Annotated in this window: 17 protein-coding genes; 9 read left to right on the top strand and 8 right to left on the bottom strand. The window is 51.1% G+C overall.

Annotated elements, in window-relative coordinates; translation table 11 throughout:
* Positions 1–12 precede the first annotated feature (12 nt).
* The 5 genes from NOM90_RS12385 to kdpF are packed head-to-tail and all read right to left on the bottom strand — an operon-like array spanning position 13 to position 6,871.
* Positions 13–2,364, bottom strand: a complete 2,352-nt coding sequence (locus NOM90_RS12385) for a universal stress protein (protein ID WP_255942319.1) — start codon at positions 2,362–2,364, stop codon at positions 13–15.
* A 57-nt stretch (positions 2,365–2,421) separates the two neighbouring features.
* Positions 2,422–2,988 carry a potassium-transporting ATPase subunit KdpC gene (gene kdpC, locus NOM90_RS12380; RefSeq protein ID WP_255942318.1) on the bottom strand — a complete coding sequence of 189 codons (567 nt, stop codon included), beginning with the start codon at positions 2,986–2,988 and terminating at the stop codon, positions 2,422–2,424.
* Between the two features lie 22 nt (positions 2,989–3,010).
* Complete coding sequence (gene kdpB, locus NOM90_RS12375) at positions 3,011–5,050, bottom strand: potassium-transporting ATPase subunit KdpB (protein WP_255942317.1); 2,040 nt, start codon at positions 5,048–5,050, stop codon at positions 3,011–3,013.
* 42 nt (positions 5,051–5,092) lie between these two features.
* The gene (kdpA, locus tag NOM90_RS12370) at positions 5,093–6,754 is read right to left on the bottom strand and encodes a potassium-transporting ATPase subunit KdpA (protein WP_255942445.1); all 1,662 of its coding nucleotides are present in this window, start codon (positions 6,752–6,754) and stop codon (positions 5,093–5,095) included.
* Between the two features lie 36 nt (positions 6,755–6,790).
* Positions 6,791–6,871, bottom strand: a complete 81-nt coding sequence (gene kdpF / locus NOM90_RS19330) for a K(+)-transporting ATPase subunit F (RefSeq protein WP_370866607.1) — start codon at positions 6,869–6,871, stop codon at positions 6,791–6,793.
* A gap of 459 nt (positions 6,872–7,330) precedes the next feature.
* On the opposite strand from kdpF, the gene NOM90_RS12365 reads away from it, so the two are divergent.
* The 5 genes from NOM90_RS12365 (at position 7,331) to NOM90_RS12345 (ending at position 11,823) form a co-directional block, all read left to right on the top strand.
* Positions 7,331–8,899: a DUF4118 domain-containing protein gene (locus tag NOM90_RS12365; RefSeq protein ID WP_255942316.1), complete on the top strand. Its 1,569-nt coding sequence runs from the start codon at positions 7,331–7,333 to the stop codon at positions 8,897–8,899.
* A complete protein-coding gene (locus tag NOM90_RS12360) occupies positions 8,889–9,593 on the top strand; it encodes a response regulator (RefSeq protein WP_255942315.1) in 705 nt (234 codons plus the stop codon). Before NOM90_RS12365 ends, NOM90_RS12360 begins: the two co-directional genes overlap by 11 nt.
* A 49-nt stretch (positions 9,594–9,642) precedes the next feature.
* Positions 9,643–10,104, top strand: a complete 462-nt coding sequence (locus tag NOM90_RS12355) for an Lrp/AsnC family transcriptional regulator (RefSeq protein WP_370866602.1) — start codon at positions 9,643–9,645, stop codon at positions 10,102–10,104.
* 197 nt (positions 10,105–10,301) lie between these two features.
* Entirely contained in the window at positions 10,302–11,141 is an 840-nt protein-coding gene (locus NOM90_RS12350; RefSeq protein ID WP_255942314.1) for an endonuclease/exonuclease/phosphatase family protein, read from the top strand.
* Positions 11,142–11,361: 220 nt separating this feature from the next.
* The gene (locus tag NOM90_RS12345) at positions 11,362–11,823 is read left to right on the top strand and encodes a DUF5412 family protein (RefSeq protein WP_305121019.1); all 462 of its coding nucleotides are present in this window, start codon (positions 11,362–11,364) and stop codon (positions 11,821–11,823) included.
* 114 nt (positions 11,824–11,937) lie between these two features.
* On the opposite strand, the gene NOM90_RS12340 is transcribed toward NOM90_RS12345, so the two are convergent.
* Genes NOM90_RS12340 through NOM90_RS12330 form a run of 3 tightly spaced genes read right to left on the bottom strand, consistent with a single transcriptional unit; the run spans position 11,938 to position 17,249 of the window.
* Entirely contained in the window at positions 11,938–12,375 is a 438-nt protein-coding gene (locus tag NOM90_RS12340) for a GNAT family N-acetyltransferase (protein WP_255942312.1), read from the bottom strand.
* Between the two features lie 51 nt (positions 12,376–12,426).
* Positions 12,427–15,579 carry a DEAD/DEAH box helicase gene (locus NOM90_RS12335; RefSeq protein WP_255942310.1) on the bottom strand — a complete coding sequence of 1,051 codons (3,153 nt, stop codon included), beginning with the start codon at positions 15,577–15,579 and terminating at the stop codon, positions 12,427–12,429.
* A complete protein-coding gene (locus tag NOM90_RS12330; protein ID WP_255942309.1) occupies positions 15,576–17,249 on the bottom strand; it encodes a hypothetical protein in 1,674 nt (557 codons plus the stop codon). The genes NOM90_RS12335 and NOM90_RS12330 overlap by 4 nt, the downstream gene beginning before the upstream one ends.
* Before the next feature lie 327 nt (positions 17,250–17,576).
* Between NOM90_RS12330 and NOM90_RS12325 the strand changes: the two genes are divergently transcribed.
* The 4 genes from NOM90_RS12325 (at position 17,577) to NOM90_RS12310 (ending at position 23,099) form a co-directional block, all read left to right on the top strand.
* A complete protein-coding gene (locus NOM90_RS12325) occupies positions 17,577–18,239 on the top strand; it encodes a GntR family transcriptional regulator (RefSeq protein WP_255942307.1) in 663 nt (220 codons plus the stop codon).
* A 61-nt stretch (positions 18,240–18,300) separates the two neighbouring features.
* Positions 18,301–19,713 carry a branched-chain amino acid transport system II carrier protein gene (brnQ, locus tag NOM90_RS12320; protein WP_255942306.1) on the top strand — a complete coding sequence of 471 codons (1,413 nt, stop codon included), beginning with the start codon at positions 18,301–18,303 and terminating at the stop codon, positions 19,711–19,713.
* Positions 19,714–19,899: 186 nt separating this feature from the next.
* On the top strand, positions 19,900–20,541 hold the full coding sequence (locus tag NOM90_RS12315) for a TetR/AcrR family transcriptional regulator (protein WP_255942305.1): 642 nt from the start codon (positions 19,900–19,902) through the stop codon (positions 20,539–20,541).
* Positions 20,542–20,555: 14 nt separating this feature from the next.
* Entirely contained in the window at positions 20,556–23,099 is a 2,544-nt protein-coding gene (locus tag NOM90_RS12310; protein WP_255942304.1) for an MMPL family transporter, read from the top strand.
* Positions 23,100–23,133: the final 34 nt, after the last annotated feature.

Below are 23,133 nucleotides of genomic sequence, written 5' to 3'. Positions count from 1 at the left end.
CTGTTCTCCTCCTTAGATGTATTCGTCTTTTTTCACTTGCGCAGACTGATCGAATCTTGCGACGACTAAGAGATCCATATGACGAGCTTTGCGAAGAAGCCGCCGAATGACCGAACCGAACAGGATTCGATAGGGTAGCGAGCGTCGCGACTGCCCTAGAATCAACTGCGTGCAATTGCGCTGATTCGCTCGAATTAACAACTCGTGATCCAGCAGGCGCGGTTTTACCCGTTCGCCGAGATCGAAATGACCGCCTAGCCGCTGCGTCAGTCGCCTGATTTGCTCGATCCGTTCTTGTTCTTCGGCTGCGGTGCAAGCGCCATCCGGGATATAGCACACATGCCACGGCGCTTTGAGACGATAGGCAATTCGGAATCCGCGCCGAATCAATCGCTCCGCGTTGTCGCTAAGCGTGACCGCCACGAAAATCACTTCTTCGCGCCGCCACGGGCCGCGTAGCGACGACTTGCGTTCCCACGATTCCAACCGCTCGTCGACGTCGTCCGCGATTTCCCGCAAAGCCAATTCCCGAAGCGCGATCAGATTGCCTGTTTTAAAAAAATTCCCGAGTGCTTGATCGACTTTTTCCCGCGCATAAATACGACCGGATCGCATCCGTTCTTGCAGCGCTTTGGGCGTCACATCGATCAATTCGACTTCGTCGGCAAGACTGAGCAAGGAATCCGGCACCGTTTCCCGCACGCGTACGCCGGTCAATTGCTCGACATTGTCGTTGAGACTTTCTAAATGCTGCACATTGAGCGTCGAAATCACGGAAATGCCAGCGTTCAATAACCGTATGACGTCTTCGTAACGTTTTTTGTTTGGGCTACCCGGAATATTCGTATGGGCTAATTCATCGACCAACACGACCTCGGGATTGCGCGCGATAATCGCATCGGTATCCATTTCTTCAAGCTGCGTGCCTTTGTAGGGCGTGATCGAACGCGGAACCAGCTCCAGGCATCCCACTTGACCTTGCGTTTCTTGGCGTCCATGCGTTTCGAGCAAGCCTATGACGACATCGATCTGCTTTTTGCGTAAAATATTGCCTTCTCGCAGCATCGTATACGTTTTGCCTACGCCGGGAGCGGCTCCGATATACACTTTGAAACGTCCGCGTTTGATTTCTTCGATCTTGCGATCCGCTTGTTCTTCGCTGAGCCGTCGATACGGGCTTGCCGGGTCTTGAAGCGGTTCTTTGCGTTTGGTCGGCAAAATACGTTCGCCGCCGCCGACTGTGCGATCGGCAACGACAAACATATCGACATTACACATTTTTTTGACCATATTCGCGACGATCGAGCCTTTGAATATTTCTTGCGTCTTCGTCTGATTGGAGTGCCCGATCACGATCCGCGAGATATGTTGTTCCAGCGCAAGTTGAACCAATAGGGTAGGAATCTCGCGGCGTGAACGGATCGGGATTTCATGCAGCGTTGCACCGATTTTTTTACATAATTTTTGAATCGAACGCCTGAATTCTTCGCGCTCCGCGCCAAGCTTTTCATTAGGATTGAAAAAGGTGACGACCGATAATTCACCGCCGAGCCGCTGCGCGATCTGTTGCCCGCGGCGGATATGGATCGAACCGTTCCAATGATATTGCGCAGACACCAGAATGTGCTCGGCTGTACCGGATGCGCCGGTATATCCTTGTTCGTTGCGGTATTTCAGTAACGTACCGTTGACCCCTTCGGCAACAAGCCGCAGTGTCAGTTCGCGCAGCACCCCGATATTGCCACGGTTGAATAGACTGCGCTCCGGCATATTTTTGAGCAGACCGTCTTCGATCCGAGAAAGCAAAGCTTCGGGCGTCACGTCGATCAAGATCACTTCGTCTGCAAGTTCCAGCGTATCGGCGGGCACCGTTTCTTTGACATCGATCCCGATTAATTTACGCGCCATCTCGGTAATGCCTTGAAGTTCGTAGACATTGACCGTCGCGATTACGCTGATGCCTTTTTCCAGCAGAAAACGAATATCTTCCAGTCTCGTCTTATGAACAGCGCCCTGTCGATTGCGGTGAGCAAGCCCATCGGTCAGTAAGACTTCGGGATTACGTGCTAAGATCGCGTCCAAATTCAGGTCTTTGCGTTCACTGCCGTCTCCGTGATGCCAATGAATACTCGGAATACGTTCCAATCCTTCAAGTTGCTCCATCGTCTCGGGACGCTGCCGGGTCGATACCGCGCAGATCGCGACATCGACGCCTTGACTACGCAGATTCTGACCGTCGCGCAGCATATGATACGTTTTGCCGGAACCCGCGATCGCTCCGATAATGATTTTGAGTCGTCCTTTGTATAGAGCATGGATCGATTGCAGAATTTCTTCCGGCGATTTGCGTTTGAAATCAGGCATAATCGGTTCTTCCTTTCAATAGAGAACAGGCAGGATGCCTTGAAATTCTGCTACGGCTTATTTCGCCGCTTGTACGGCTAAATTCAGTTCCAGTACGTTGACGGCAGGTTCGCCGAAAAGACCGAGCGAACGACCTTGCGTATGGGCTTGAATCAGTTGTTCTAACTTGTCTTTTGCGATCCCGGTCGCTTTGCTCACACGCGGGATTTGCGCTTCGGCAGCGGCAGGGCTGATATGCGGGTCAAGACCGGAGCCAGAGTTCGTGATTAGGTCGATCGGAAGTTCCGAGATCGCAACGTCTGGATTCTCCGTCTTCCATTCCGCGATCGACTTCTCGGTGCGCGTCAGTAATTCAGGATTGGAAGGCGCGTAGTTCGGCGTACCCGAACCATTCGCGTCATAATCGATACTGGATACACGACCGTGGAAGTAACCGGGATCGGTGAACGATTGCCCGATGAGAGACGAGCCGATCACTTGCCCTTCGGCATTACGGATTAGGCTTCCATTCGCTTTGTCCGGTGCTGCCGCTTGAGCGACTGCCCAGACGGCGAGATTATAGATCAGGCAACAAACGATTGCCAGCGTAAAAGTCGTGCGTAGCGTAACCCAGATGATGCGCATGATTGATTCCTCCATTAGTAAACTAGATCAAAGCTTGAACCGCCAAGTCGATTAATTTGATCCCGATAAACGGCGCGACCAGACCGCCAAAGCCGTAAATGAGTAAGTTTTTGCCGAGCAAACGGCTGGTGCTCATCGGCTTGTAAGCGACGCCTTTCATCGCCAGCGGAATAAGGAGCGGGATGATGATCGCGTTGAAGATCAGCGCGGACAGAATCGCGGACAATGGCGAATCCAATCGCATAATATTCAGTGCCTGCATTTGCGGAATCGCGACCATGAACATCGCCGGAATGATCGCGAAATATTTCGCGACATCGTTCGCGATACTGAACGTGGTCAGCGCGCCGCGTGTCATCAGCAATTGCTTGCCGATTGCAACCACTTCGATGATCTTCGAAGGGTCGGAATCCAGATCGACCATATTCGCCGCTTCTTTGGCAGCGACGGTGCCGCTGTTCATGGCGATGCCGACATCGGCTTGCGCCAACGCGGGCGCATCGTTCGTGCCGTCGCCTGTCATGGCGACGAGCTTGCCTTCGGCTTGCTCGCGGCGAATGACCGCGATCTTATCTTCCGGTTTGCTTTCCGCGATAAAGTCGTCTACGCCTGCTTCGCGGGCGATCGTCGCCGCAGTCAGCGGATTATCGCCGGTACACATAATCGTTTTGATGCCCATGCGGCGCATCTGTTCGAATCGCTCGCGCATGCCGGGCTTCACGGTGTCTTTGAGGTGAATTAAGCCGTAGATTCGGCTATCCACCGCTACGGCAAGCGGCGTGCCGCCCGCGGTTGCGATCACTGCGCCGCGATCATCCAGATCGGCTGGGATCGTGCCGCCTTGCGAACGTACCCATTGTTTGACGGCGTCGACCGAGCCTTTGCGTACATGTCTGCCGTCGACCAAGTCGATTCCGCTCATCCGCGTCTCGGCTTGGAATTCGATAAACGTCCCGCCTTCGCCGATTTTCTCGTCGTAAGGCAGCCCGTTTTTTTTCATCAATTCCAGTACGGAACGACCTTCCGGCGTCTCGTCTTTGAGCGAGCTAATGGCTGCCCAATAGGCGGTTTCTTCTTCCTTGACGGATTGCACCGGAACAAATTCGCTTGCCATCCGGTTACCGAACGTGATGGTGCCGGTCTTATCCAGAATGATTGTATTGATATCGCCGGAAGCTTCGACCGCTTTACCGGACATCGCCAGAACGTTAAACTGCGTCACCCGGTCCATCCCCGCGATCCCGATTGCGGACAATAGACCGCCGATTGTGGTCGGAATCAAGCAGACAAGCAGAGCGATCAAGATCGGAATTTCAAGTTGAATGCCGAGGAACCCGGAAAAGAACGGCAAGGTGACGACGACGATCAAGAAGATCAGCGTCAAGCTCACAAGCACGGTATTCAGCGCGATTTCATTCGGCGTTTTTTGGCGCTTAGCGCCTTCGACAAGCGAGATCATCCGATCTAAGAACGATTCGCCGGGATCAGCGGAAATGCGGACTTTGATCCGGTCGCTGACGACTTTGGTTCCGCCGGTGACCGAACTGAAATCACCGCCGGCTTCTTTGATCACGGGAGCCGATTCACCGGTAATCGCGGATTCATCGACAGAAGCCAATCCTTCCACGACTTCGCCGTCGCCCGGAATCAGTTCGCCGGACTCGACGACGACAAAGTCGCCTTTGCGAAGTTCGGAAGCCGGCACGGTCTTGATTGCGCCGCCCGAAGAAATTTTGTTGGCGCTAATATCCTGCTTCGTTTTTTTCAGCGAATTGGCTTGGGCTTTGCCGCGTCCTTCGGCAAGAGCTTCGGCAAAATTGGCGAAAAGTAACGTGAGCAGCAAAATAAGCGTGGTCACGATATTGAACCAACGCGGCACGCTGCCGCCGAAAGCATCCGGTACAAAACAAAGCAGCAAAGTCACGAGGAATCCGATCTCGACCACGAACATGACCGGATTGCGCATCATGATCCGCGGATCAAGCTTCACGAACGATTCTCGCAAAGCAGCGCCGAGCATATCGCCGCTTAGCATCTTTTTTTTCTTTTCGATCTTATCCATACTTCAGCGTCTCCATTTCTGATCTGAGGTTTGTTCTACAGGTTATAAGGTCAATTGTTCCGCAATCGGACCCAGGACAACCGCCGGGAAGAAGGTCAGCGCACCGACGATCAGCACGACGCCGACGAATACGGCGCCGAACATAGCCGTATCGGTACGGAAAGTGCCTGACGATTGAGGAATCGGTTTTTTCGCCGCAAGGGAACCGGCTACGGCAAGCAAGGTCACCATAGAGACATAACGACCCAAGAACATCACGATTCCGGTCGAAATATTCCAAAACGGCGTCGCATCGCCTAATCCTTCAAAGCCCGAGCCGTTGTTGGCTGCGCTCGACGTGAACTCGTACAATGCTTGAGTCAATCCATGGAAGCCGGGGTTCGAGATCGTATCCGGGTTGGTCGCCAACGCAATCGCGGTTGGAACGAGAATCAGAAACGGCTGAACAAGCAGCGTAACCGCGATTAACTTCATTTCTTTGCCTTCGATCTTGCGTCCCAAAAATTCCGGCGTACGTCCAACCATCAGCCCCGACAAAAAGACTGCGATAATCGCGTACATCAAGACGTTGACGAAGCCGACGCCCATACCGCCGAATACCGTATTGAGCATCATATTCACAAGAGGCACCATCCCGCCGATCGGCGTCAACGTATCGTGCATCGTATTGACCGCACCTGTCTCGGCAGCCGTCGTAATGACGGAGTAAAATGCCGATTGCGCTTCGCCGAAGCGAACTTCTTTGCCTTCCATCGAACCTTGATCGTGCTGGATACCCAGCGCGTTTAGCGCAGGATTTCCTACGTGTTCGGCTGTCAACGAAATGCTTGTCATCACGATCAGCATCATAAGCATCGATACGAACAAGACTCGACCTTGCTTAATGGAACCTGCCATTTTGCCGTAAGCAAAAGGCAGAGAGGTCGTTACGAGCAACATCAGCAGAATTTGCAATAAATTGCTCAGACCGTTCGGATTTTCGAACGGATGCGCGGAGTTGACGCCGAGGAAGCCGCCGCCGTTATTGCCCAGTTCTTTGATTGCAAGGAACGAAGCGATCGGGCCGCGGGCAATCTCTTGCTGCGTTCCTTCTATCGTCGTTGCCGTCGCCGCAGGTTCGAACGTTTGCGGAACTCCCATAAATACGAACAATAGCGCGGAGACAAAAGCAACAGGAAGCAATACACGCGTCAGCGCACGGATCAGATCGACGAAGAAATTACCTGCCGCTTTACCCGTAAGCCCGCGAATAAACGCCATCACTAGCGCCAGACCGGTTGCCGGAGACACGAACATCGCGAAGACCAAGACGCTAATTTGCGAAAGATACGAGACGCCGCTTTCGCCGCTGTAATGTTGCAAATCCGTATTCGCCATAAAACTGATTGCCGTATTAAAGGCAAGCGTCGGTTCCATATTGGCGATCCCGGCTGGATTAAGAGGTAACATCCCTTGAAACCGAAGCACGAGATACACGATGAAGATCATAATGGCATTGCTGCCGATCAAGGATAGAGCGTACATTTTCCAACTTTGACTTTCTTCGCGCACCCCGCTTATTTTGTACAAAATGCGTTCGATTGGACTGAAGATACGATTGATACGGTTTGGCGCATAGTCGAAAGCTGCTGCTAGATATAAACCTACTGGCTTAGCTAGCGCAATCATGATAAGTAACGTAACGGCGATTGCAAGAATACTGATTACGGTCACAAAATTCCCTCCATTTACTCTGAAACTCTAGAACTTTTCCGGATTTACTAAGGCGTAGCACAGATACACAAACAGCAATCCGACAACGGCAGCAAGCAATCCGATCATCTAGCGTCACTTCTTTCGTTCACGACATTCGTCGACCAGAGCGTAATTCCCCATACCGCGAGAGTTAGCAACGCGACCACACCTAGCATCAATAGATCGAGCATGTTCATCTTCCTTTGCTTTTAAAATAAAAGACGTTGATCTTCGTAAGCTTCACGACTCATGTGACGTATCTTAGTCCCGGGCAATCATTGTGTAAAATGAATAAAAGACAAAATTCAATCAAAAATGATCTTTTTAAAGGATTTATTGGACAAAAAATCTTATATAGTCCCATTTAATATCGAAAAGTTCTATTTACGCGTTTTTTCGTTTATTTTTACGCTATTTTTACACCTTTACGACATATATTTATGCGTTTTTTATACGGTTTTACGGTCGCGATTTCGCTATACTGAAGATCGTTGACTTATACTAAGAACCAGACCCATCCAAAAGCGGAAGCGAGAGATCCAGAACATGGAAAAGGTAAATATAGAAAGAATGCCGAAATGGTTGATTTACGTCTTGTTGACTTTGTTGATCAGCGTATTGACTTGGATATTGGGGATATACGCCGAAGAATTGGAAATCGTAAATATCGCGTTGATTTACTTGTTTCCGGTGCTGCTGAGCGCAGTGTATGGAGGATTGTTTCCGGCACTTTTTGCCGCAGGAGTTGGGGTGCTTGCGCTCGACTTTTTCTTTATTGCGCCGCAATTAAGCTTTACCGTATCGGATTTGCGGTATTTGATTTCGTTCGGGGTGTACTTGTCGGTAGCGGGTTTGACCGCAAGTTTGGCAGACCGACTCAAACGGCAAGCTCAGCAAGCGCGTCAGCGCGAAGCCCATACGGCGTCTTTGTATGCGTTCAGTCGACAGATCGGAGAAGTGTCGGACGTGTCTTCGCTGCTCGACGGAGTGACGAAGCAGCTTACCCAAACGATCGGAGCGGAGACGTCTGTCTATTTGCCGGATTCGTCCGGTACGCTCCGCCGCGTACATGCTTCGTCGCCGGATACCAGCCGAGACGATGAACGTGTGCGCGAAGAAGAAGTGTTGGTGCGCATGGTGTATGAAGAAGGTCAACAAGTGGGGCGAGGATCGCAGACATTGCGAGAACTTCCGGGACGTTATATGCCGCTCCGTACCGAAGAACGAACTTACGGCGTATTGGTGTTACGGGTGCCTGCCGATCAGAGAAACACTGGCAATTGGTTGACCGAAGAACAGCAGCTTTTATTAGAAGCGTTATGCGGCTTGGCAGCTGCCGCGATTGCCCGGTTTACTTTGGCGGAAGAAGCGAAGCTCGCGCATTTGACCGCAGAATCAGAGCGGCTTCGCGCGGCGATCTTGGATTCGGTCTCGCATGAACTGCGTACGCCGCTTGCCGCGGTGATCGGTTCGGCAACGGGGTTGATCGAGAACGACGAACTTTTTTCCAAAGAAGATCGGATGGAGTTGTTGGAGACGATTCGGAGCGGTTCGATGCGGATGAACCGTCTGGTGCAAAATTTGCTGGGTATGGTGAGACTCGAAAGCGGGATGTTGCAACTAAGGCGGGAATGGTGCGATATTCAAGATTTGCTCGGCGTATCCCTTGCGCAAATCCAAGATATTCGCGGTCATCGCAAACTTCGCGTGAATCTGCCGGATGAATTGCCGATGGTACGCGGAGACGAAGTGCTGCTTGAGCAAATGATCGATAATATACTGGGGAACGCGATCAAATATAGCCCAGACGGCAGTGTGATCGATATTGAAGCCAAAGTGAGCGAAGATACCTTGGTGCTAAGTATTGCCGATGAAGGATCGGGGCTTACCGCAGGCGAGGAACAACGGGTATTCGAAAAATTTTATCGTTCCGATTCTACGCTACATGTCTCGGGAACGGGGCTTGGGCTTGCGATCTGCAAAGGAATCGCGGATCTGCACGGCGGGGAGATCGCTATAGCTTCTCGAACCGACGGCAAGCAAGGCGCAATCGTGTGGGTGCGTCTGCCTTTGCCGGAAATGCCAGAAAAAAGGAGTGGACAAGATGGGGAATGAAGCCCATGCAGGCGCACGGATTCTGATCGTAGACGACGAACCTCAAATCCGTAAATTGTTAAAAGTGACTTTGGCTGCACACGGATATGTCGTTCAAGAAGCCGATACGGGCGAAGAAGGGATTCGGCAAGCTTCGATTTTTCATCCCGATTTGATCGTATTGGATCTCGGCTTGCCGGATCTGACAGGAATGGAAGTGCTTATGCGTATTCGCGATTGGTCAGGTATCCCTGTCCTTGTGCTCACGGCGAAAGATCGAGAAGCAGACAAGATCACGGCTCTCGATGCAGGAGCAGACGATTATATCACCAAGCCGTTTGGCATGGGTGAGTTGGTCGCGCGTATCCGCGTGGCGCTTCGTCATAGCGCAAAATCGACCGACGAACCGATTATCCGTAGCGGGTCGTTGACGATTGATTTGGCGCAGCGAATCGTCGAATTGAACGAAGAGCGGATCAAGCTCACCCCAACCGAATATGATCTGCTAAAAGCTTTAGCCGCGCATGCGGGCAAGGTCGTCACCCAACGCCAGCTGCTTCAGCAAGTATGGGGAAACCAGCATGACGAAGGGGATAGTCATTATTTGCGTATTTATATCGGGCATCTGCGCAAAAAGTTAGAAGAAGATCCTTCGCAACCCCGTTTCATCATAACCGAACCTGGAGTCGGATACCGCTTTTTGACTCAAGAATGATATAATAGTAAACGTTTCAAAGATTCATAAGGCAAAGCGGAATAGGGTGATGGGGAAATTGGACGCTTTGGATGTCAAGATTCTTAGTTTGTTGCAACAAAACGCACGCATGAATATCACTTCGATTTCACAGGAATTGGCTTTAAGCCGTCCTAGCGTAGCGGAAAGGTTACATCGGCTCGAAGAACGGGGAGTAATCGAAGGATATACGGCGCGTGTATCTCCGCCGGCAGTGGGTAGAGATACTCGGCTGATCTTGCAGGTTACGGATCTTCGGGTCACGCCAAAAGAATTTGAAGAATGGGCACAAGCAGAGACGGATATCGTCGAATGCCATCGCGTAACGGGGAACGCGAGCCATTTTCTTCAGGCGACTGTAGCCGGAACTCAGGGGCTAAAAAAACTTGTCGATTGTTTGATGGATTTTGGCAATGTACAAACTTCTGTCGTATTGGCTTCGCCAGTAATCAACCGACCGATTTTGCCGCCCGAAGAATCATCAACACGATAATTAGAGAAGACTTTGCGTAAGCGTACAAAAAAGCGAGCAGATCGAATATACGAGTAGATCTGTATACATGCTTGCTATGTCGCTTATGGAAGTTGTAGAATCATTGAATTGAAGAGGGCGAAGCGGTGCTTGAAAAAGCCGGTTTTGCCCTTTTTTTTGTCAGTGGAAATTCAAAATTCAAGAATGTAGGTGGACCTATGAAATTACTCACATTAAATACGCATGCTTGGCATGAAGACGAACAAGAACGCAAGATTTCGGAATTAGCCGCTTTTATCAACGAACGGGATTTCGATCTGATCGCGCTCCAAGAAGTGAACCAACGTGCGGATTCCGAAGTCGCAGAAGGTGAATCGTTGTTGAAATATATCGAAACAGAAGTCGGAACGGTGATCCGTAGCGACAATTACGCGCTGCTGTTACTTCAACAGTTAGATGCTCCTTATTACTGGACATGGCTATCGACGCATGGCGCGTACAAGGGGCGTTATGACGAAGGCGTAGCGGTACTAAGCAAACAACGTATTACCGATACGGTATACGGCTATATATCAGAGCTTCGCGACTATAATAATTACAAAACGCGTCGTCTTCTTGCAGTCAAAACGTTCAGTGACGAATCACAGTCAAAGCCGGTATGGGCGTGCAGCGCGCATTGCGGCTGGTGGCATGACGAAGAAGAACCGTTCCGCCCACAGTGGGATAACGCGGAGCAACTGCTTAAGCCGCTGCGAAATTCCGGTGATCCGGTGTTCTTGCTAGGCGATCTGAACAATGTCGCGCAAATCCGGGATGAAGGCTACGATTACGTTCTTCAAAAAGGCTGGCAAGATCTGCACACGATGGCTAAAGTCAAAGACGAAGGATCGACGATTCTCAAAGCGATCGGCGGCTGGGAAAATAACAAAGAACCGCGCCGGATCGATTATATTTTGTGTAGCCAAGAGATCGATACGCAGAAATCGGAAGTCGTATTGGACGGAAAAAACGGTCCTGTCGTATCGGATCATTTTGGAGTAGCGGCGGAAATTCAATAAAAGTTAGAAGGTTTGAAGCTACTGTCTGTAATCAGGCAGTAGCTTTTTAAATTTTCATAAAAAGCTTTGAGGAAATCATTTTATTCAATTATATAAATTCATGCGTAACTAGAGGTGAAAATCAGACGTTTAATTGTTTAAAAGCAAATCATCTATTGGATAGAAACGAGTTCATTACGGAGAGACTTATTTCGAGTTTTGCTTCCAGGTTCTATCGAGACTGAAAGGATGGAGAAATGAAAAAAAATATAAGATCGTCGCTATCATTTTAGTCGTATTAAGCTTATTTTTTGTAGTTAATCGATATACCTATACGTTCGGTTCTCTGGCAAAAGCAGAACCTTTAACCGAATCTGTTGAATCACCGGACAAAAATCAAACAGCACGTGTTTACTGGAAACCGGTTGGGGGAGCTACCGGGCATGCAGAAATTTTCGTTGAAGTGAGTTTTGCTAAAACTGGACAAACCAAAATTGTTTATCATTCTACGGGCAAAGATATTGTAGAAATAAAATGGAAAAATAACGAAATACTCGATATCAAAAACGAATCGGCTGGAGAAGGGAACAACAGATCTAAAAGTTTAAACGTATTTGAAGAAATTTATGATGAAAACGGGGCTGCTTGTAGAAGTGTAGTCCTCAATCTAAAATCTTATTACGAAACTTGCTATAAGAATTAAGAACTACTCTTAAATAGAATTTATCTTAATGCAAAAAAGGTCTGACCAAAGGACAAGTGTGAACTATCCTTTGATCAGACCTTTTTAAGTTTAAATTTTAGAGCAAATTAATAATTAAGTACGAGGACGGCTTGGACGGTACATCCCGATCGAAGCCGGAGCCGTCTCGATAAATCCGAATTGTCGATACAGATGATCGGCTGGCGTATCGGCAATCAGACTGACGAACGAACCGACCGGGACGTTGGCATCCAAATACGTTTCGATTTCGGTCATGATGATTTTGCCTAGACCCCGGCGCTGCACCGATGGATGAACCACAATATCTGAGATGATATAGGCGCAGCCACCGTCGCCGATTACGCGACCCATCCCGACCAGTTTACCGTCTTGGCGCAATGTCACGCAAAACAGAGAATTGGGCAGCCCATTTTGCGCGGCTTCGAGTGTACGAGTGCTCATCCCGCCCGCGACGCGAAGTTCGATATATTCTTCGGGTTCCGGAATTTCGTAAGCTTTAATTAATGGAGAACTTTGTTCGTTAGCGGTCATCGTCAAGCTCCTTTTATCAATATATCCGTTTTACGGGTAACCCGCTGAGCGTTAGCCTTGCCGCAAGGTGAACAGATCGCGCAGCGCGCTATCCGAGAGTTCGGTAATCCAACCTTCGGAACCTGCAATAACGCTATCGCTAAGCTGTTGCTTGCTTTCCAGCATATCGTCGATTCGTTCTTCGAGCGTTCCGATCGAAATAAACTTATGGACTTGAACGTCTTTCGTCTGACCCATGCGGTAAGCGCGGTCGGTTGCCTGATTCTCGACAGCCGGGTTCCACCAACGGTCGACGTGGAAGACGTGATTGGCTGCGGTTAAATTCAGCCCGACGCCGCCGGCTTTGAGCGATAATATGAATACAGCGGTGGTCTCGCCTACAGGCTGCTGCTTTTCTTGGAACTGTTCGATCATACGCTCGCGTACCGTTCGCGGCGTACTGCCGTTCAGGTACAGCACATTTTCGCCGAGTTCTTCGCTCAAGACGCGCTGCATCATTTCGCCCATGCCGATATACTGCGTGAAGATCAGGCAGCGTTCGCCTTCGGCGCGAAGTTCTTTGACCATCGCGACAAGGCGGGACAACTTCGCGGATTGTTCGATTAATGTATCCAAATCCGGCTGGTCGTCGGGTTCGGCGGATTCGCCGGCTGTCAGTGCCGGATGATCGCATAGCCGCTTGAGCTGCGTGAGCGCGGATAGGATCGCGCCTTTGCGCTTCATGCCTTCAAGCTGCGGCATTTCTTTGAGCAATTGTTTGACGACTTGTTCGTACAGAACGCTTTGTTCGGGAGTGAGATGGATATAGGTTTTCATCTCGTTTTTTTCCGGCAGATCCAATTGGATATTCGGATCTTTCTTTTTGCGCCGTAACATAAACGGTTTGACGAGTTTTTGCAACTCGCCGATTTTTTCTTCGTTTTGTTCTTTCTCGATCGGATTCGCGAATCGTTCCTGGAACGACTTCGGCCCGCCGAGATAACCGGGCACCATAAAATCATAGATCGACCACAATTCGGATAGCCGGTTTTCGATCGGCGTACCGGTTAACGCGATTTTGTGCAGCGCACGGAAACTGCGGATCGCCGTCGACTGCTTGGTCTGCGCGTTTTTGATCGTCTGCGCTTCGTCGAGGCAGATCGTCAACCAATCGAAGCCGCGCAGCAGGTCTTGATCGAGCGCGGAGGTGGCGTAAGACGTCAGCACGACGTCGGCATCCGACGCCGCGGCGGCGAACGATTCGCCTGTTCGCCGGTTGCTTCCGTAATGCAGCATGACGCGAAGGTCAGGCGCGAAGCGCGCGATTTCCTTCTGCCAGTTGCCCAGTAACGAAGTGGGGCAAATGATCAGAGAAGCTTCCAGCGGATAGGAACCGGGACGGATAATGCCGTCGTCTTTGGGCAGCCATGCCGGGGCATTGGCGGCACTTCCGCCGCCGGGAACGCCGCCGCGCAGCGGTTGACCTGCCGCGTGGGCTTCGGCGCGGCTTTCTTTGACGTGCAGCAGATACGAGATCAGCTGCACGGTTTTGCCGAGACCCATATCGTCGGCAAGGCAAGCGCCTAGCCCCAAGCGGCGCAGAAACGCGAGCCAGCCGAAGCCTTCGCGCTGGTAATTGCGCAGTTCGGCGCGCAGACCGCGCGGAATAGCGATTTCCGGCCAAGCTTCTTTTTGGCTGAGTTGGTCGATCAGCGCCGACAAATGCCCGCTCAGTTGTACTTCGATCTCTAGCCGCGCTTCCAGTTCGGCACGCGCATGATCGGCGTCTTCTCCGTCTTGTTCTTCTTTTTTGAGCAATTGCAATTGAATAATATCTTGGAACGACAAGCCGCTGCGCTTGTCCAAGCCGTTCATCGCGCGGCTGATCTGCGTCAGCAGCGCCGGATCAAGCGCGACCCATTCGCCGCGGAACTGCACAAGCCGCTCGTTGCGCGCGGCAAGTTCCATATATTCTTCTTCGCTGAATTCCGCGTCTCCGATCGCGATCCGCCAATCGAAGTTGAGCACGGAATCAAGGCCGAATACCGATTTGCCGCCTTTTTTTCCTTCGCCTTCTTCTTCATTGACCCGCGCTTTGAGCTTGGGTTTCTTTTTGCTTGCCGCTTGCCACCATGCCGGCAGCAATACGCGCCAGCCGTTATCCAGTAGCCGCGGGCTGTCTTTGGTCAAAAACTGCCAAGCCGACGGGCCGTTCATCCCGCGTCCCAAAATATCCGTGCTTGCCGCGACGCGAGAAGTCGGAAGTCCCGTCCGTAAGCTTTTCAGCCATTCGGCGCTGCGTTCGCGCACATGCTTGTCCCATAACTTATTCCACTTCCCGGCGGCTTCTCCCGTATCCGACAATGTAATCGGCGTAAGCGACGTCTCGTCTTTTTTGTCTTGCAACGCAAGTTCCAACCGCCAATCCGCGCTCTCTTCATTCGGCTCCAAGAAGCGGACAACCGGGCGGAACGGCATGGTATCTTCGCGCCAACCGACCGCGATCAACCAAGCGTCTTCGTCGAGCCCCGCCGCCGAAGCGCCGCGATCGAAAAGGCGAGGATGCTCGCGGCGCAAATCGAGCGCCGCTTGTTCGCTGCCGTAACGCCGCTGGAAGACCGCCGCCGAATACGCTTCGCGCAGCCCTTTTAGAAAATTTTCTTCTGCCGCGACTTCGTCCGCATCGCGTCCGCCGAACATCGCTTCTTCGTAAGCTTCTTCCTGACTTTGCTGCTTGCGCGTCTCAAGCGCTTCCGCTTCGGCATTGGTGCCTTGAAGCTTGCCGCGATCGAGCGCCGCCAGAATCGAGACGTATTCGCGTTCTTTGAGCGCGTGACGATCCCATTTCCATTGCAGCTTACCGGAACGGTACGCGCCGAAGTCCGGTTTGTACGCTCGCTTCGCGATACTTGCCGCAAGCGCCGGAGCATGACGAATCAGCAGCTGCGCGTCGCCTTCGAAATTCCAATGAATGGAGCGCAGCCGAGATTGTTCCGCGAAAAAAGACAGCACCATCTCCGCAGGCAGCACGACGAGTTCCAATTCGCCGCTTTGCTGAATCTCCAGACTTGTCCCGTAAAACGATTCTTCGTGACGCGCGAACAGCAATTGTTTGAAATAAAGACCCGGCATCGATCCGTAAGTCGGCTTGCTTCCATAAATCAGCGCATCGCCGTATTCGCTTAACACGGCATGTACCGTGACCGTCTCCATTACTGCATTCATGGCATCAGTTTTCCTTTCTTCAATTCTTCTTGCAGCGCTCGAAGCCTGCCGTACCGGGCATTAAACAGTTCCATAAAGGTATCCCAGCGTTCGTCTTGCTTCATCTTTTTATATAACTTTTCCAGTCGTCTAAGCAGCTTCGCCGCGCGTTTGTAGCCGTCTCGGTTACGTTGCTCGACAAACCGCTCAACCGCTTGATGGTAAAAAGGCAGCAGCTGTTCCGGCGCGTTTTTTTCGATAGGAGCAAGCTCGGTCACTTTGAAATTCGCCGGTTCCGCTCCCGTTGCCAGTTGATAATCCATCCAATCGTCCCAACGCTCGCGTTCCAACAACTTGGATTCGTAAAAATCTGCTGCGTAAGGCAACATCAGGCTTAGGGTTTCCCACATCAAAGGTTCGGCGTCTGGACGCTGCGTAAGGGCTTCGTCCCATAACCGACCGTAATCGTTTAATCCCGTTCGTGCGCGTTCCAATAACGGGCCGAATATATTCAACCAATGCACCAGACGATCCCATTGCTTAGTTTTGGCAAGAGGAGTCAAGAAGTCCGGTAACTTTTTGAGTGAAAAATACGGTTTGTCCGCCGCTTCGGTCAGAAGGGCTTGAGCTTTGTCGTCTTGACGGATACAGAACCGACTCCAAGCATTCGCACCCAGCCAAGCTTGCCGGTTCATCGACCGTCCCAGTTCCCGTTCTTCGTCCATTAAATATTGCAGTTCCGATTCGTAGACATCTTCGTACTCTTTACTCTGCTCCGTATTGGATGGCTGTGGAGCCGCCCAATTTTGCAAAATACCGTAATAGCTTTGGGAAAAAGCATCTTGCTCGCGTTCTTCGGTCAACATTCCTCGCCGCACCAAATGGAGAGTTTCGCTCAAACGATCTTGGATCTGAATATCCGATCGGTCGGCAAGAGGTTGCTTTAAAATTTCTTTGATTCCAGTTAGAGTATCGGACACCGCCAAATGAGCGTAGTAGCCGACCGCCGAAGCGTTCATCGTTTTCAAAACGAAAAGGTGAGCGTTCAGTCGATACAGCTGCTCAATCCCCGCATCCAACGGAGGCATTTCTTCAAAAATCCCGCTCAGCGTTAACTCGGCGAATTTAGGGTTGCGCGTGCGCCCGGACAAAGCCGCCGCGGCTTGTTCGAAGCGCCGAATCCAAGTCGAGACCGGGGCAGCCGCAAGCACAGAAGCTTGTTCGATACCCGGCTGCGGCTTACGCGATTCTTCATTAGAAGATGCGCTCGAATCCTGCCCGCTTTCTTCCGAGGCTTTTTCTGATGAAAAACGGGAAGAAGCTTCTTCGGTAGTCTTCGCTACTTTAGCTCCTGACGAAGCTGTAGCGCTCGCATTCGCTAGTGCGGATACCGGGCGTCCGCGCAATCTCGCAAGTCTCATCAGCGCCGCGGCTTGGTGACGACAAGGTTTGCGGTCCACGCAAGTGCAACTTCCGTCCGCAGGAGCGTCCAGAGCCAATTCGACTTGGCAAATCGAACTGCCTTCTTTTACTTCGGCATGGAGTGTGCGGTCTTCCGATACGGTCAACTGCTGTACGCCGATCCGTTCATATAGAAATCCTTTTTTTAACGTCACGTCATCGTAAGTCGCGGCAACGTTTTGGATTAATGTATTCCATTGTTCGTCGGTAAATATAGGGGTTTCGTTCATGACGTTATCTTCTCCCGTTCCGCTTTTTCAAGGGCTGTATGATGCTATCCGCTATTATACCACGCATAAGCGAACGTCTGTACCCGATATGGACGAAGAACCAATTTCCTTCAAATTCCTTCTTTTGATGAAAATTACGTTGATATAGACATTTCAATCTCTAAAACAAGTGATAGCAACGTTCGTGTAAACGCTTAATCCGTAATGTGCGTCTGGAGTGGATAAAAAAACTTTAAAAAATGTATGCAATATATTGCATGAAGGATTTTGAAGGATTATAATGAACAAATCTTGTCACGACAATGTAAGCTTTTGAAGGAGGATATTATGCCGATCCCAGCAGGATTTTCGACACCTAACCGATTATCGGCGAAGCAACGCGCGTTTCAACAACTTCAAGAATGGATTGTTGACGGAACGCTGCGACCGGGCGAAAAGCTTAACGATGCGGAGCTTGCGAGCGCACTTGGCGTCAGCCGTACACCGGTTCGAGAAGCTCTTCAACTACTCAATGCAGAAGGTTTCGTCGAGATGAATCCCGGCGTTTCGACTCAAGTTACCGAAGTAGACGGTGCCGATATTACGAAAATTTTACCGCCGCTTGCCGCGCTGCAATCGCTCGCCGCGGAACTCGTTACCGAGACGATCACACCGGAACAGATCGAAGTGTTACGCAAACTCAATATGGAATTCGGCGAAGCGCTCGGCAAAGGCGATACCGCTTATGCACTCAAACTCGACGAAGAGTTTCATGGCTTGATCGTGGAGCTGACCGATAATTCGTATATTTCGAATACCATCTCGATGTTCCAAGCCCATGTGCGGCGATTGTTTTTCCATAACTCGATTATTTTAACGAAAGATTCGATCGAAGATCATGAAAAATTATTGCAAGCGTTCGAACGCGGCGACCGCGAAGAAGCCAGATTGATTGTCCGCCGCAATTGGAACCGGGCGATCGAGATTTATTACGGACAGCGTGCACAATAGACCGATTTACTTTTCGATGATCGGACCATAGAGATAGTTTTTACAACAGGAGGATAATGATATGTCGAAAAAAGCGCCTTTGTCGCTCATTATTATATTGGGATCGATGTTGTTTGCTTTGTTTTTCGGAGCAGGCAATCTGATTTTCCCACCGATGCTTGGTCAGATGGCAGGCTCTAATATCTGGTCGGCGAACGCTGGATTTCTGGTTACGGGCGTGGGTTTGCCCCTGATCGCCGTGGCTTCGTTTGTCTTTTCGGGCGAACGCGATCTGAGAGGAATGTCTAACCGCGTGAATCCGACATTCGGGCTGATTTTCACGATCGTATTGTATTTGGCAATCGGGCCGTTTTTTGCGATGCCAAGAGCGGGCAGCGTCTCGTTTGAGATCGGCGTAAAACCGCTGTTGCCGCAAGCCGATTCGCATCATGTGGCATTGGCGATTTTCACCCTTTTCTTTTTCGGGATCGCCTGTCTGTTATCGCTGAATCCTACTCGCATTATTGATGTGGTAGGGCGGGTACTGACTCCGATGAAATTAACGTTTATCGGGATTTTGGTTATCGCGGCATTGCTGTACCCGATTGCGAAATTCGAAGCCCCCGATGTGAGTTACGAGGCAAATGCTTTTTTCAAAGGATTCCAATCCGGCTATCTGACGCTTGATGCACTGGCAGCCGTGATTTTCGGGATCATTATCGTAGGCGCGTTAAAAGAACGTGGGGTACAAGGTCGCGGGGCTTTGATGAGCGCTTGCCTGAAAGCGATCCTGATCGCGGCAGTATTGCTCGCTTTCATCTATACGTCGCTTACGTATATGGGCGCTTCCAGCGTAGGCAAGTTCGGCGTGATGAGTAACGGTGCGGACGTGCTCGCTGCGGTATCGTCGCATTACTTCGGATCTTACGGTTCGATCTTGCTTGGGCTGATGATTACGGTAGCCTGTATGACGACTTGCGTCGGATTGATTACGTCGTGCTCGACCTTTTTCCATAGCCTATTCCCTAAATTTTCGTACAAAAAGATCGCGATTTTCTTGGCGGCATTTAGCGCATTAGTAGCGAATATCGGCTTGAACGGGCTGATCAAAGTCTCTGAACCTGTGCTGATGATGCTGTATCCGCTAGTCATTGCATTGGTGATTCTGACCTTTTTGCATCCGCTGTTCAAAGGTAAAAAAGAAGTGTATCAAGGCGTGATGCTGATGACGTTCCTCGTGAGTTTGTTCGATGGCATCAAAACCGCCGGTATCCAACTGACGGCAGTTGAACATTTATTCACTGAAATTTTGCCTCTATATACCGTAGGTCTAGGTTGGTTGTTGCCTGCCATCGTAGGCGGAATCGGCGGTCTGTTAGTTGCGAAATGGAGCGGGAAATCCGATCAGCAGACAGGATTCGGTGCTTCGGAAGATCGGGCTACGAACAAGTCTACTCGTGTTAGCGGGGATAAAGGAACTTCTGCCGGAGACTGATTTTCGGAAGCACCTTTTTTAAAAGTAGCGAATATTCGTAACAATTCTTAAAGCCGGAACTGACTGCGGTCAGCTTTCCGGTTTTTTTGTGCGCTTAAAAGTCTTTTTCGATTCTCAATGTGTAAAATTGCACAATGGGCAACGAAATGCTATAGTCATTTTCAGAGCAAGATCGGAGGGTAGAGCATGGCAAAACAAAGTTTGCGGGATTTGAAAAAAGAAGAAACGTGGCATGTGTTGGCACAGACTTCTTTTGAGCTGGCTTTGGAAAAAGGATTGGACGGATTTACGATTGAAGATGTGGTGCAACGTGCCCATTATTCGCGGCGAACGTTCGCCAATCATTTTTCGTGTAAAGAAGAAGCGGTTGCGATGTCGGTTATTTCCGTCACCAGTGTGCAAGGCGAGAAGCAGCGTGCCGAAGTGTTGCAAGAAGTAGATAAGATTTCGGAAGAATCGCCGGTAGACGCGCTTTATCAATGGTTGAGAATGAACTTTACGGCGAATTTGCTGCGTAAGCTGCGTCAATTGTTTGCTTTGTCGAAGTCGTATCCGACGCTTGAACCTTATGTGTTGAACGTCTTGCATCGTCTGCAAGAAGCCGGGCATTTCGAGGTCAAGCGAGTATGTGGAGATCGCTATCCGCTAGGGTATCCGCATCTGTTGGTCGGCGCTGTGTTCGGAGCCGTATTGTCGATTCTCGAAGAAGAAGTTCCGGTACGCTTTGCAGGTGAAGAGGTTGGGGAAGATGCGGATAAGCAGACTAACGCGATCCCGTTCGATCAGTTTTTGGAAATGACGTTTGGTTATTTGAAAAATGGATTTTGAGGAGCGAAAAATAAGTGTCTAAATTTCTGTACAGATTAGGCAAGTCGGCGTATAGCAAACCGTGGTTGTTTATCGGAGGATGGGTTGTCGTATTGGCGCTCGTGATTACGATGCTCAGCGTGAACGGCGTGAGCGTAAGTTCGGATATGAAGCTCGAAGGCACGGAATCGCAAAAAGTGCTCGACCAGTTGGCTGAAGTGCAGCCGGAAGCGTCGGGCGGTCAAGGCAGCGTCGTGTTCGTCGCGCCCGAAGGCGAAAGTCTCGATACGCCGGAGCGGTTAGCGGCGATTCAAGCAGCCGTTAACGATGTATACGGCTTGGATCAGGTATTGAACGCTCCTGAGCTTGCTGCACAAGCGATGGCGCAAGCTCAAGCCCAAGCCGCCCAAGGTGCGGCGGGTATGGGCGAGACGTCTGCGGGTGCGGCGCAAGGCGCAGACGCGGCGGCGCAGCAAGGGCAAAGCGGCGACGCAGCCGGAGCCGGAACAGAAGGCGGTAGCGAAGTCGATGCCCAGCAAGGCGCTGGCATGGCGGAGCAGGGCGCCGGCGAAGCGGGCGCGGCAGAAGGCGCAGCGCAGCAAGGTGCTGGAGCGGCGCAAGGTAGCGACGCGGCGGCTGGCGCGGCAGCCGGTCAAGGTGCCGCAGCGGCGGATCTGCCGTACCACCAACTGATGGTGGACGGCGCCCCGGTTATTGGGGTGACGGTGGCAAATGACGGCAGCGCGGCATTGTTCCAGTTCCAATTCACCGTGCAGCAATCGGCGGTGTCTGACGAAGTCAAAGAATCGGTCATCAACACGGTCGAAGGCGTTGCGGACCAAACAGGTCTCGACGTCTTACCGAGCGAATCGTTGTTGCCGCTCGATATTCCGGTCGGCAGCAATGAAGTGTACGGATTGGTCGTTGCCGTCATTGTCCTCATCATGACGCTTGGCTCGGTAGTGAGCGCAGGGCTGCCGCTGCTCGTTGCGTTGTTCGGCGTCGGGATCGGCGTCGGCGGCGCGTATGCGTTCTCGACTTACCTCAGCATGAGTTCAATCACGCCCGTGTTGGCTTTGATGGTTGGTCTTGCGGTCGGGATCGACTACGCACTGTTTATTATCAACCGTCAACGCCGCCTCATTTTCGATCAAGGATTAACTGCCAAAGAAGCGGCAAGCCGTTCGATCGGAACCGCAGGCAGCGCGGTGTTTTTCGCAGGCTTGACCGTTATTATCGCGTTATGCGGTCTGCTGGTGATCGGCATTACGTTCTTGAGCACGATGGCATTGGTCGCTTCGGTGACGGTATTGCTGAACGTCCTGATCGCATTGACGCTGCTTCCAGCGTTACTTGGACTGATCGGAGAACGTATTTGCTCCCGCAAAGCTAGAGAAAAAGAAACAGCGAAGCAAGCACAACGTGCGCAAAAACAAGCAAAAGCACGCTGGATTCACGGCGTGATCAAATACCGTTGGGGCGTTATTGTGCTGATTGTCGTCGTTCTTGGCGTCGCGGCGATTCCGGCATTGAAAATGGATCTGGCGATTCCTTCGGCGGCTTCTGCCGATCTGGATACCGCGAAGCGTCAAAGTTACGATGCAATCTCCAAAAGTTTCGGCGAAGGGTACAACGGTACATTGCTAATCGTCGCTGAATCGACAAACGGAGAAGACGTTACCCCGCAAACGCTTGGCGCTTTGGCGCAAGGTATTCAGCAAGTGAATAATGTCTCGGTCGTATCGCCGCTTGGCGTTAGCGAGAACGGAAAGCTCGCGATGCTCAGCGTGATTCCGAAAACAGGGCCGAACGACGAAGCGACATCGGATCTCGTGACAGAGCTTCGCGACGATAATTCTGCGTTGGCGACGGATAACGGAGTATCGCTTGGCGTAACCGGTATGACGGCAGTCAATATCGATATGTCCGCGAAACTTGCCGAAGTCTTCCCGATCTACGTCGGCATTATCGTAGTGTTGTCGCTCATTATCTTGCTGCTCGTTTTCCGCTCGATCGTCGTTCCGATCAAAGCGACAGTCGGATTTTTGCTCAGTATTTTGGCAACGTTCGGGCTGACCACAGCGGTATTCCAATGGGGCTGGCTGCATCAAGTCTTCGCTTTTGATACCGCAGGTCCGATCTTGAGCTTTATGCCAATCATGGTTACAGGGATCTTGTACGGTCTGGCGATGGACTATCAGGTATTCCTTGTCTCGTCGATGCGCGAATCTTATGTGCATGGGCATCGCGGGAACGACAGCGTCGTTCATGGTTACGGTCAAGCCAGCCGCGTCGTATTAGCTGCTGCCGTCATCATGGTTGCGGTATTCGCGGGCTTTATCTTTACGCATGATATTATGATCAAACAAATCGGTTTCGCACTCGCGATCGGGATTTTGATCGATGCGTTCGTGATTCGGATGACGCTTGTTCCTGCGGTCATGTCGCTATTCGGTGATAAAGCTTGGGCGCTTCCGAAATGGCTGGATCGTATCTTGCCGAATCTGGACGTCGAAGGCGATAAACTGATAGCCGAGCTGAAAGCTCAAGAAGCAGCAGAAGCTACAAAGTCTCGCTAATTGAAGATTGAAGCACTTGAACAAAAGGACCGGC

Source organism: Saccharibacillus sp. JS10 (assembly GCF_024436065.1).
Lineage (GTDB): Bacteria > Bacillota > Bacilli > Paenibacillales > Paenibacillaceae > Saccharibacillus.
This window is presented reverse-complemented; position numbering and strand designations above follow the sequence as displayed.

Coding starts and splice junctions, on each gene's coding strand:
- NOM90_RS12325 (WP_255942307.1), top strand. CDS start 17,577: ATGCCGATCCCAGCAGGATTTTCGACACCTAACCGATTATCGGCGAAG.
- NOM90_RS12330 (WP_255942309.1), bottom strand. CDS start 17,249: ATGAACGAAACCCCTATATTTACCGACGAACAATGGAATACATTAATC.
- NOM90_RS12315 (WP_255942305.1), top strand. CDS start 19,900: ATGGCAAAACAAAGTTTGCGGGATTTGAAAAAAGAAGAAACGTGGCAT.
- NOM90_RS12360 (WP_255942315.1), top strand. CDS start 8,889: ATGGGGAATGAAGCCCATGCAGGCGCACGGATTCTGATCGTAGACGAC.
- brnQ (WP_255942306.1), top strand. CDS start 18,301: ATGTCGAAAAAAGCGCCTTTGTCGCTCATTATTATATTGGGATCGATG.
- NOM90_RS12350 (WP_255942314.1), top strand. CDS start 10,302: ATGAAATTACTCACATTAAATACGCATGCTTGGCATGAAGACGAACAA.
- kdpC (WP_255942318.1), bottom strand. CDS start 2,988: ATGCGCATCATCTGGGTTACGCTACGCACGACTTTTACGCTGGCAATC.
- kdpB (WP_255942317.1), bottom strand. CDS start 5,050: ATGGATAAGATCGAAAAGAAAAAAAAGATGCTAAGCGGCGATATGCTC.
- NOM90_RS12335 (WP_255942310.1), bottom strand. CDS start 15,579: ATGAATGCAGTAATGGAGACGGTCACGGTACATGCCGTGTTAAGCGAA.
- NOM90_RS12385 (WP_255942319.1), bottom strand. CDS start 2,364: ATGCCTGATTTCAAACGCAAATCGCCGGAAGAAATTCTGCAATCGATC.
- kdpF (WP_370866607.1), bottom strand. CDS start 6,871: ATGATCGGATTGCTTGCTGCCGTTGTCGGATTGCTGTTTGTGTATCTG.
- NOM90_RS12365 (WP_255942316.1), top strand. CDS start 7,331: ATGGAAAAGGTAAATATAGAAAGAATGCCGAAATGGTTGATTTACGTC.
- NOM90_RS12355 (WP_370866602.1), top strand. CDS start 9,643: ATGGGGAAATTGGACGCTTTGGATGTCAAGATTCTTAGTTTGTTGCAA.
- NOM90_RS12340 (WP_255942312.1), bottom strand. CDS start 12,375: ATGACCGCTAACGAACAAAGTTCTCCATTAATTAAAGCTTACGAAATT.